The sequence below is a fragment of the Mycoplasma sp. CSL7503-lung genome (assembly GCF_025515455.1).
GTDB lineage: Bacteria > Bacillota_I > Bacilli_A > Mycoplasmatales > Metamycoplasmataceae > Mycoplasmopsis.
The window spans coordinates 1-13,078 of record NZ_JAOPHP010000001.1 but is presented as its reverse complement, the minus strand read 5'-3'; the positions used below and the strand labels follow the sequence as shown (position 1 = coordinate 13,078).

Genomic DNA, 13,078 nt, shown 5'->3' with positions numbered 1-13,078 from the left:
AAAATGTACAAAAAAATAAACTTAAAAGATAAAATAGTATCCGATGCAATTAATGGAGAATTAAGTAGACAATCTGAACATATCGAACTTATAGCAAGTGAAAATTATGTTTCTGAAGACGTATTAAGAGCACAAGGTAGCGTATTAACCAATAAATATGGTGAAGGATATCCAAATAAACGTTATTATGGAGGTTGCGAATACGTAGATATTGTAGAAACAGCTGCAATCGAGCGTTTGCAAAAACTTTTTGGTGTTAAATACGCAAACGTTCAGCCATATTCGGGTTCAGTTGCTAATGCTGCAGCTATTGCTTCTGTTGTACCTAGCGGCGGAAAAATTATGGGTCTTTCTTTAAGTTCGGGCGGACACCTAACACACGGTTATAAAATTTCATTTAGTGGTATATTTTACAACTCTGTTTCTTATGATTTAGGGCAAGATGAAAAACTAGATTATGATGAAATTGAAAAATTAGCTTTAAAGGAAAAACCAAATTTAATTATTTGTGGTTATTCAGCCTATTCAAGAACAATTGATTTTAAAAGATTTAAAGAAATTGCTGATAAAGTCGGAGCAAAACTGATGGCTGATATTGCACATATAGCGGGATTAATAGTCGCAGGAACTCACCCTTCCCCAGTTGGATATGCCGATATAATTACCTCAACAACTCATAAAACCTTAAGAGGTGGACGTGGAGGAATTATAATGACAAACGATGAAGAAATAGCAAAAAAAATAAATCGTTGAGTATTTCCTGGTTACCAAGGAGGACCTTTATTTCACGCCATCGCAGGAAAAGCTGTCGCATTTTATGAAGCTTTACAACCTCAATTTAAAGAATATGGAAAAAAAATAGTAGAAAATTCGGCAAAATTCGCAAAAGCTTTTTCAAATCTTGGATATCGTTTAATCAGCGGCGGAACAGATAATCATCTTTTTATGCTTGATATAGTCCAAAAATTTAATAAAAATGGGATTATGTTGACCGGTGCTAAAGCAGAAAAAATATTAAATAAAATAAATGTTACTTTAAACAAAAATAGTATACCGTTTGATAAATTACCACCTACACAATGTAGCGGAGTCAGAATTGGAACAGCAGCAATGACAAGTAGAAATTTTGACCAGTGAGAAAAATTAGCCACAATAATTGATCAAGCATTAAAAATACAATTTGAAATCGAATTAAATGATGGTAAAGTAGAAGAACACCACGAAAAATTAATTTATAAATTAAAAGAATCTGTTTTAGAGATAACTAAGAAATACCCAATAATTAAAGAATATATATAAAATTATTTTGTTTTGAAATTTAAAAATTATATAATTAATTGAGAATTGAAATATTCTATATAACAATTTAAGGAGAGAAATGTCAAATTTATTCAATAATAGAGAATATACAGCACCTCAAGGATTAGAACCTGCCGTTGATAACTCAGTAAAAAAACCAGAATCAAGTATTTTTGGAAAAATATTTTTTTGATTAATTGGTTTATTAATTTTTTCAGCAATTTATTATGTTGTAAAAACAAATATGTTTAAGAGAATGCAAAATGATGTTAATGAAGCAGCATCAACAATTGATACACAATTAGCAAAAAGAGCAGATACATTATATAAATTAGTAAGCTCAGTAAAATCATTTAAAGATCATGAAACTGAATTGTATACAAGCGTTACAAAAATGAGATCATTAACTGGCACAGGTAATATTAATGACTCAGTACAATTAGATAATTTAAGCAATTCCGTTTTAGGAAGACTAATTGCTGTAAGAGAAAACTACCCTGAATTAAAATCATCTGATTTATACAAAGAATTAATGGAACAATCTACTTATTTAGAAAGAGAAATTAGTGCAGCTAGAAGATTATATAATTCTAGAGTTAACGAATTTAATTCAAGTATATTTACATGACCAAATAATGTTGTATCATCAACAATGGGGTTGGTTACATTACCTCTATTTCAAGCCAGCCAAAAACAAAGAGAAGATGTATCTTTTGATAACTTATAATCCTAAAAAAACCAAAAGAAATAACTTATTTTGGTTTTTTTATTCTTTTTTACATAAACATATCAAAGTTACTATAGAATAGTATAATACATATTCACACTCACAGAAAGGTAAAAAATGAAATTAAAAAAAATACTTCCTATTTTAATTGGTATTTCATCACCATTTTTAGTAATATCGTGCGGAACCAATCTAAAAGAAGAAAAACAAAACAATGATAATAATTCAAATAACATTTCTATAATTGAAACAGAAAAAAACAACGAAAAAGATCGATTAATAAAAGTTGATATAGCAAGAGTGTCATTAACTAATGATGCTTTGATTTTTGAAACAAGCGAAGAAAACATAAACAAAATAAACAATTCACAAATTACTTTATATTACAAAATAAACGGTAAACTAATGAAAAAGTCAAAAATCATAAGCAATAGCATATATTTTGATTTGGAAAATATAGATAATTCAAATAATATCGAGATAGTTTCAATTGAATCTGAAAATAATAATATTGAATTCAATATTATTGATAAAAATATTAAAAAAACAGAAAATAAAGAAATAGAAAGAAATGTTAACGAAGAAATTCCGGACAAACATAATGATGAAACTTCAAATCAAGAACCAAAAAGCACAGGTACTTCTGACGAAATTTCTGAAAATGAAGATCAAAATACTAAAAATGAAGAAAATAATCAAGATCTAAAAGACAATCAAGAAATGGATAGAGAAGAAGAAAATAACGAAATAACAAATCCAGGAACAATAGGAAATCCTAAAAATATTTTTAGTTTAGATTCTTTTCCAAAAAATATTGTTTTAGAAGATAATAGAAACAACAGAATAATAGTTGAAAATTACTTTAAATCGGAATTATATAAAGCCGTTTCCTTTATAAACGGTGATAACTTGCAACAACCCGAAAAATGAACACAATTATCTTATCAAAATTATGATAAATTCGATGCTTATAAAAACATTCCGAATCTAATAGTAAAATTCAAAAAAGATGATAAAACAGTTAAATTTATAAATAAAATAATGCCTGTATTAATACAAGATAATGATTTGAAATTAGAAAATAATGAAGTTGTAATTAATAGAAATGTAATAAACTTTTTAAATAAAGACTTTCAAAATAAAAAAATTACTTTTTATATTAAAATTAACAACCAAAATATGATTGAAACCTTACCAATAACTATTGATTTGAATAATATTAATGATAGTTTTTATGAAATTGTAGAAGAAAAATATGATTTTGAATTTAATGCTATTTTAAAAAATGAAATGTTAACAGTAAAAGTAAGAAACAAAAATAGTAAAAACTTTTCATTTACTAAAAATGACGAAAATAATATATTTGTAGATCGATTCGGAACAACAAGTTCTATATCATATGAAACGGAAAAAGATAGTAATTTCACTCTCTTTAATTCTCCGGGAAATACTAATTTATCAACATTAAATTCTAATGAAGAATTCTACAAAAATAATAATAGTGCAAAAAGATTAGATGTACAAAATAATCAAGATGCATTATTCAAAAAAATAAGAGAAAGGGTTTTTGTTGTTGGTGGTGGAACAATGACTATGTTATCAAAAGTTAAGCCAAATGATAGCGACGATCAAAGATATTATTTTATAACTAATAGACATGTTGTAGATATATTAAATTCAAGATGATCGGACTCAAGAGTTATGAAAAAATTCATGATACCACATTACGATGATTCCTTAGTTAGAAATTCTAATAATCAAATATCAATAGATATACAAAAAGAGTGATTTAATTTTGGTTTTTGAGAATCTGCTAATCAAACAAACAGAAATGGAACATTAACAAATAATGGAACCCAAAACGCTGATATAGCTATTTCCATAATAGACATAAAACCTATTTTAGACCACGCAAAAGAAACTAATAATTTAGAAATAACAAATTATTTAAATAAATGAAAGGAATTGAAACCAATAAAATTAAGTAAATACTCAAAAGGTTTAAGTGAACATTCAAATGTAGATTTTAGAATATCAAGTTTTCCATTAGATAATTTCGCCGGTTTTAGCGGAAGAAGATATAGAGAACACATAATAAATAAAATTGACAAAATCGAACTAAATGATCAAGCGGCAGAATTTGAAAAATACGGACACTTTAGAACTTTTATTTTAAAAGATACACCATCTAATAAATTAGATTTAATTTCAGGAGCTTCTGGTAGTGTAGTTTTTGATCAAGATTTAAATATGGTTGCGTTATTTATGCAAAATATTGGTAACGATGATCAATATGGTTTCGGACTACTTTCATCTAATGAATACGATTATTTTGGTTTTGAAACAGATAATAATCCCAATTCATTTAAAAATAAATTAAAATCAGAAATTGAAAAGAATCCTGAAAAATTTGAAAACATAGAATTTTAGTTAAAAAATAAATTAGTAAGAGGGTTTGAAAACAAAATAGGTTTAACGTATTATTTCACAATTACACATTTATTTTAAAGGGATCAACCTGCTTTGATTTCAGAGTCTCATTAGTAAATAATAACTAATTTATTTTTTTAATACTTTTTTAGATAAAAATATTTTATAGATAATATTAATTAAAAAAGATAAACAACTAAAAAAATTTAATAATCTTAAGTATTTTATAACAATAAAATATAAATATCACACAATACTAAATCTAATAAATTTAAATCATAATTTAATTTAAAAACAAATAATTGGAAATAATATTCATAAACACTAAAAAAATAATACAAATACAAAAAAAAAAAAAAACAGTTCTTTTGGATTATAATGAATAAATTACTAAACAATACAAAACTCAATTATAAAGGAGGATTAATATGAACAACAAAAAAGTTTTAGTTTTTTCTGCACTATCAAGTTCGGCACTTTTAAGTTCAACATTAGCAATTTCATGCAGTGTAAGTACAAAAAATAATAACGAAGTAAAAAACAAATATAAAAATGAACTAAAAAATTATTTAGAAATAAATTTAAACCACAAAAATTTAAACTCTACTAAAAATAGAATTTTAGAACAATACCCAAATTTGAATACCGAAAAAGAATATCAAAATTTAAATAAAAATATCGGATTAATATTGGGCAATTATTATCAAATTTCCAAAACTAAACCATTAGAAAAAAACGTTTTAGAAATAAATAAAGATTTAGAAAATAATATAAATAATGGATTTGATAAATTAGAAATTTTAGTAAATCAAGACAAAATTAATTTTAACAATTTTAGTAATAATCTAGTTTTAGAATCTAATAATATAGTAAAAGATCTAAATTTAACAAAACAAAATACGTTTAATTTTTTTAAAAAAGATTTAGAACAAAAAATATCATCTTTTTCAAATGAAAAAATTTCTAATTTTGGTAAAAAAATATCTAATTTATATCCAATTGAAAATTATTCAACCGAATATATTGAGTTAAATAATAAAATAATTGGATTTTTAACAATTTTGAATGAATTTTTAAAATTAAATATTACAAAACAGTTAGAAGGCACAAAAATTGAATTTAAAGACGAAGAACAAATTAATGAACTAAATAATTTTATTGATAATATTCTAAATAACAAAAATCTAAATTTTAATTTATTCACTTCAACTAACCAAGAAAAAATAATAAAACTTATTTCACTTACTAAAATTAAAAATATCTTAGTACAAGAAAATAATCAAAAATTAGAATCATATATAAATAATTTAAGTTTATACAATTTTCAAAATCAAATAACTAAAGATATATATTTAAATAAAAAATCAGAAGCATATAATGATTTTAATTTTAGAAACCTATTAATAAATAATTTAAATTCTTTAGACCTAAATATCTCAAATATTGAATCAATATTTGAACATTATAATTTCTCTAAAATCAAACAAGATTTAAGAAGTGAATTTAACACTTTAAAAGAAGAGTTTAAAAGTAATAATAACTTCAACCTGTTTAGTGACTTTATAACAAAATTAAAGTTGGTTGTAAGCGAAAATAACTTAGTTTCTGACCAAACAGATATAGAAGATAAAAAGAACATTTTAATTTCTAAAATATCAAATGATAATAGCATAAAAACATCCGATAAAGAATTAATTAAAAAATTAGTTAACAACTCCCTTACATCTATAGAATTAGAAAATATAAATAAATTGTTGATTAAATATAACCAAAACTTCATATTACAAAAAAATGAATTAAATCAAATAATTAATAACGCATTAATAGACAACTCAATAAAAGAAGATATAGTCATAATAACTTCGCAACTTAATACCTTTGATGAATTTATAAGTTTTAGAGATAAATTTAATGTTTTTAATGAAAAAATTAATAACTTAAAAACAAAAATTGAAAATTTCTACAATGAAATATCTAATAGAAACGTTAACGGAAAAAAAGAATATGATTTCTATATTTTTCTAAGTAAAAATAGAAACATATTCAATAATAATATTCTTCTTTTTGATTTAAGTGATATGGATAATAATATTAAATTAATAGAGCAATTATTAATAGAATTTACAAATATACAACAAGAAGAAACAAACAATAATTTAAGTGCAATAGAAATATTAAAAACAGAAACAGAAAATAGATTTTCTTTAGAAAATTACGAAGGTGAAAATAAATATAATTTAGATTCAATAAAAAATGCAGCTTCATTTAATTTTGAGAATTCAAAATTATTCTTCGATCATTTTGATACCAATTTATTTAATTACACTATAAAAGATATTAAATTAAAAGGTGATAAATTAAATACTTTAGAGCTTACAGTAGAAGTTAAAATAAAAGGTATAAATAATATCTCATATACTTTCACTAAAACAAAAGAATTTTTAAATGGCGCTTTAGACGAGCTAAATAGTTTAAATTTCGAATATTTAGATGAAATATTCGACTTGAATTACGATCTTTTAAATTCCTATAATTTAATAGAATTTAGAACTTTACCAAGTTTCGAAAAAGAAGAAATATTTACCAAAAAATACTATGGTCTAGGTAAATATTTTAAATATTCTATTTCAGATATATCAATTAACTCAAATAAAATAAATGCAAATTTAAATATACTATTTAATAATCAAATATTAAAAACAATTAGATTAAACTCTGAAAAAGTATTTACTGAAAGAAATATTTCAAAAGAAGAATATTGAGATAAAGTAAATAAAGAAAAAATAATGTCAATTATTAATTCAAACGACAAAACAAAATTCTTTCTTAACGTATCCTTAAAAAACCCTAAAAATAGATGGAATCATTCTGATTTTTTAGCATCTCAAGCTAAAGAAAAAATGGAACAATACTATAAAATGCCAAAATTTGGAAAATACGAAATTTATATTGACGAAGTTGCAAATATTGATGATTTCAAACACAAAGCCGATATTAAATTATGATATAAAGTTGATGGGATAGAAGCTCCAAAACCAAAAGCCATTTTGGATAATTTCTTCACAATTGACGATTTTATGTTTTTACATTACGAAGACATAAAACCAAAAAATGAATTTTTTGAAGAAAGCGATTTTAACGACCCTAAATATGACAACAACTCAATTCCAGAAAATTTAAAATCACAAATGAATCAATTAAACGAATCTGTCTTTGGGTGAAACTTAACATTAGGTTCAGTTAAATTAAAAAATGGTGCAGGAGACAAAACAAATTATAGAGCATTAAATCCAGTTAGTTTTGTAGAACAAAAAGCAAATAATAAACTTAATTATTTTATAAGCATCAAAACAGGCAATGACAAAGCTGAAAAAGGTGATAATTTTGATGAAAATGATTTTATCGGAATACAAGATAAAAATAAAATATATAAAAAAGATATAACACCTTTTACGGAGAATATTTCTAAACTTTTAAACGATTATTTCTACTACTATTATGATATAAAATTAGAAGGTAGAAGAGGAATAAGTTTTAAAATAGGTTGAATTAATAAAGCTAACACTAATATTAGATATACAAATAATAAGACATATAATTTAGTAAATTTAGTTAACGACTTTGAACAAGCTTTATATCCAGAAATAATGCTCAATAACATTAAATTAAGCGATTTAGTAATTGATGAAGCAAATTTAAAAAGACATGATATTGATTATTTTATTCAACATAAAGAAGAATTAAATGATTATATTAATTTAGCCAATAAAGATGAAAATAATTATTTAACATATCGTAATTTTAAGCTTAAAGCAAATAAATTTAAAATTAATGACATCAAAAAAATAAATAATAAAGATGCATACATAAAATTAGAAGTCGAAGGTTTTGATCCTGTACAAAATAAAACTAAGAAGTTTATAGGTCATTCTTGATATAAAATAACAGGTTTCGCCAAAAAAGAATTAACAGAAAACTCTCAAATAAACTTATTCGATGGTTTTAGCAAAAATAAAGTAAATCTAATCTCAGTCTTCGGCTCTCGAAAAGAAATTACAAGAAAAAGATTAATTGAACCATATTGAAAAGATGTTTTTTGAAAATATGATGAAAAAGAGCAAAATGTATTTTGATATTTAGATAAAAAATATCTAGAAAAAACACTAATGCGAGAAAATACCACTAAGTCACAAATAGATTTTGTTATCTATGCAGACCTTTTATTAAATGATAATGATAAATCAAGAAGAATAAATAGAAAAAATTCCGAACATACATATTCAATAAATTTTGAACAATTATTAAATGAAAAAGCAATTATTTTTAATAAGCATGTTGAATTTGGGAATAATAACAAAACGGAAAATCTAGATTACAAAATAATATTTAAATGAGATCCTTTAATAGGTATTAAGGTTATTATCGATACCGATGATTTAAATAATAAAATTGTGATAAACGACCCAGATGTATTAACTTTTAAAGAAAATCAAAAATTTGATCCAAACAAAGCAATAGTTGTATTACCAACAGCGTCTGAAATTACTATAACATACACAAACGATAAAGAAAAAGAAGAATTTGAGGTTGACTCAAACAGATTTGACTATAATGATGTAATTTATACAGATAATAATCAACCTATATTATTTAGCAATGATACCAAATATTTAAAAGATCATTCAATATATTATCCAAATCAAAATGTACCTTATAAATTCCATGAAGGATACTTAATGGACGCTGATGTTTTAAGATGAAATAAACAAGAAGATTGAGAATTAGCAAGAGATACTTGAATGAGAACAGTCCAATTTGCTGGTCCTGGATATTACGGTTCTACATCTATTGTTGGAAAAGTAAATGATGATATTAACGATCATAGATACTACTTAATTTCAAATCGACATGTTGTAGGAGAAGAAATAGAATCATTTGACAAAATTGAAGAAAAAGGAAAAGCAAGATACGGTCTATTTTTAGGTACAAAACATAGAAATAACATTATCAACAAATATTGAAATTTCAATCAAGATAATAGCGAAGGAAAATTAATTGAAAAATTAAGTGCTAATACAAAAGTTATTTGAACAGGACTAAATCAAATTAGTGAAAATAATAAAGAAAATAACGGGCAAATAGACTTAACATTGTTTGAAGCAGATTTAAATGATGAATATTTATATGCTAAACGCAACGGAAAAATGAATGTTGTTTATAAACTGGACTATATTAATAATTATTTAGATAAAGTTAAATTTGATGTTAATTATCAAGAAAGTTATATACCCGTTCCTTCTAATAGAAATGTAGCAATTATTGGTTATCCGGATTTTAAAATGACCGGAATATTAAGCCATAGACCATTGCCTTCGTACACAGGTAATAAAGATGATAGAATAGGAATTCAAGCTCAATCTAATTATGCTCCTGTATATTTAGGTGGCGGTGGTTCTGGAACTAGTTTTTATATAGATGGAAATAGATATTTAGCAACATGACGCGAAGGTTTTGAAGGATTTGATAGTTTTGCACTTAGATATTGAACAAAAACATATAATTTTCTGGGATCAAATATCGAAGAACAAAATCCTTTTGACGTAAATAATACTCGTTCATTTGCTAGTCAAATCATAAGAGCAAACTTAGAAAATCCAAATAGTTATAGCTCTCCATGATTCTATAAATACGATTACAATCAAGAGGAAGATAATGAATAAAAAAATTAAAACTATATTACTCAGCGGTTTAACAATTATCCCTTTAACAACTTTAGCAATTTCATGTTCTAATAACTCTAAATTTCAAAATGAAGAAGAGTATTTTATAAATGTATTAATTAATATTCAATATAAAAATTCTTGAAAGATTGATTTTGACAATTTAACAAATAATAATATAGAAAACATAGAAAACTACTTAGTTTCCGCACCCGATGGATATGAGTTAATTTTAATTTCCGCTTCCAAACAAGAACAAGGTATTGATATTACGTATAAATTAAAATATAAAAACATTACATCTAATGATTTAAAAACTTTTATATCTAAAAATTATTTTAAAAATAATGAAGCACTACCGAGCAAACAATCTATAGATTTTGATCAATTAAAAGAGCAAATAACTTTTGAATTTCATGATTTAAATAACTTAAAGAATACAATAGATTTTCAAAAAATAAATATAAATACAATTTCTTACTTAGGTATCGAAGAATTTAAAATAAACTTAGTTGATGCGTATGTATTAAATAATGAAGTAGTTATTAATTACAATATAAATAATGATGATGTTGCTTCTGATTTATTCACTTACAAAATAGATCTTAGTTATAATCAACAAGACGAAGATAAAGAAGATAATAATAAATTACTCAAACAATTTGATAATGAATACAAAAAAGTTAAAATAACATATCAAAATAATGATTTTCTAGATTTTAATAACTTGAATATAGATCAAATTCAAGGAGATTATAATTATTTATTTAAGGGAACTGATTTTGAATATAAATTTATTGAAGCAAAAAAAGATTTAGAAAATAAAACATTAAAAGTAAAATTTAAATTCTTAAGTAACTCAGTAGAATCTCAAGTCTATGAAAAAAATGTTATTAATGATTTTAGCACTCCAAACTTTTCATATCTAAACAAAAATATAATAATAAAATACAAAAATTCTGAACAAACTTATTTTGACCAAATTGAAAAAGATGAAAATAATATTATTCCACCAGATAAAATAACATTTAACTATAATAATCCTAATTTTAATATCGAAATTATCAAGGCGACTAAAAAACAAAATGCCGAAAAAATAGAAGTTAGCTATAAAATAAGATATAAAAATTATTTATCACAAGTTTTTGTTGATTACATAAATAAATATGACTTTAAATTGAGAGAAAAAGAGTTAAAGGAATTAGAAGAAACAATTAGCGTGGACTTTAACAATCCTGCAAATTATACTTGATCTCAAATACAAGAAAATATTGATTCAAATACCCAAAATAATCAACTAATAGAAAATGAAATAAAAATAAAATATATTAATAACAATAAAATACCTAATTTAATTAGTCTAAGGCATGATGATAAAAATATAATAATTAATTTATCAATTAAAAATCAAAATGAAAATTATGAATTTCAAAAATTAATTAGTAAAGATATATTTATTCAGAGACCACAAGAACCAATTAGTGCAAAAGTTATTAACGATTCTATAACAACATATTCTACAGCATTGAGATTTAGCGAAATATTTAATGAAAATCTTACAATAAAGATTGACGAAGATGACAATGAAGCAAAACAACAAGGAATTAAACCAGGAATATATAAACTAAAATTAAATAAAGATCAAATAAAAGAAATTTACAAAAAAGAAGATTTAAATTCAAAAAATATTCAAGATGGAAAAGCGCAGATTATTTACGGAGAATTAACTGGTTACTATGACAATGACACTTTCGAAAAATTAAGATATGAGTTAAAAATTAATTTTAAAAACTTACCAATAAATGATTTGAAATGAACACCATCTAATTTGGATCAATTCAACTTATTAGAAAACGAATCAAACACTTATAAACACTTAAATAGTGAAAACAATATAGACTCACAACCTATTTCAACTCTTTTAAAAAATACAAATGACCGCTGAGATAATTGATTTTTACATAATAATGATCAAAGTGAAGAAAAAAATTATTTAACACTTCAAGTTAATAACAATCAAGAAAAAACATTTTATAGAGTTGATGTAAGTTTTTGACCGGGAGCTACAATCATAGATTCTAAATTAATACTTCCAGAACAATTTTTAATTAAGTATTCAAATGATGGAGAAACATGATTCAACGCAAAAAATCAAAGTAAATTGTCATTTAAGGATTTTGGAAAATATAAAATATATACTTCTAGCAAAAATAGTAACCACGGGGATCAAGAGTACTTCGAAACATATGATGTACCAAGAAACGATAACGGTTATTACAGAACTGAAATTAATTTTGTTCCATTCAGATCTAAATATATTAAAATAGAATGAATACCTCAAAAAAACTTATCTACTAAAATAAATAACGAAATTCAACATAGTATGATCGGTATGAGAAAACTACATATAGAATATACAGACGATGATTTAAAAGATTATTCTAACGTGATAGAAAAAAATTATGAGTCTGACCCAAAAATAAACTTACTAAACAAAATAAAAGAGACAAAATTATTTTTAAACAATATTAGCGAAAAAATTAAAGCAGAACAAGTAAGTAACGAAATTAAAAAAGCGGAAGAATTATTTTATAGTGATTATGATTCTGAAATTTATGAATCTAAAATAATTGAACTTAATAATTTAATAAATCAAAAATAAATACAATATAATAAAAAGTTGACATTTAATAAATGTTAACTGCTAAATTGTAATTTCAAGTGCAACACAATTTATATAAAATATAATTGTGGAGCACTTGAAATTTTTTAATAAAAAAAATGGCCCCACATGAACCGAGGAACCATATGAATTATACAACAAAAAATTACAATCAAATTACTAAGGAAGAAAGATTTTTTATACAAAATAGTATTCAAAATAACATTTCTTTAAGAAGTA

5 protein-coding genes are annotated in these 13,078 nt (G+C 23.6%); all 5 read left to right on the top strand.

Translation table 4 applies throughout. From position 1 onward, the window contains the following. Positions 1–3 precede the first annotated feature (3 nt). The 5 genes from glyA (at position 4) to N9R85_RS00005 (ending at position 12,838) form a co-directional block, all read left to right on the top strand. Positions 4–1,299 carry a serine hydroxymethyltransferase gene (gene glyA / locus N9R85_RS00025; protein WP_262858041.1) on the top strand — a complete coding sequence of 432 codons (1,296 nt, stop codon included), beginning with the start codon at positions 4–6 and terminating at the stop codon, positions 1,297–1,299. A gap of 79 nt (positions 1,300–1,378) precedes the next feature. Further along, complete coding sequence (locus N9R85_RS00020; RefSeq protein ID WP_262858040.1) at positions 1,379–2,026, top strand: LemA family protein; 648 nt, start codon at positions 1,379–1,381, stop codon at positions 2,024–2,026. A gap of 117 nt (positions 2,027–2,143) precedes the next feature. Next, the gene (locus tag N9R85_RS00015) at positions 2,144–4,456 is read left to right on the top strand and encodes a hypothetical protein (RefSeq protein ID WP_262858039.1); all 2,313 of its coding nucleotides are present in this window, start codon (positions 2,144–2,146) and stop codon (positions 4,454–4,456) included. Between the two features lie 428 nt (positions 4,457–4,884). Further along, entirely contained in the window at positions 4,885–10,176 is a 5,292-nt protein-coding gene (locus N9R85_RS00010; RefSeq protein WP_262858038.1) for an MGA_1079 family surface serine endopeptidase, read from the top strand. Next, positions 10,169–12,838 carry a hypothetical protein gene (locus tag N9R85_RS00005; protein ID WP_262858037.1) on the top strand — a complete coding sequence of 890 codons (2,670 nt, stop codon included), beginning with the start codon at positions 10,169–10,171 and terminating at the stop codon, positions 12,836–12,838. The genes N9R85_RS00010 and N9R85_RS00005 overlap by 8 nt, the downstream gene beginning before the upstream one ends. Positions 12,839–13,078: the final 240 nt, after the last annotated feature.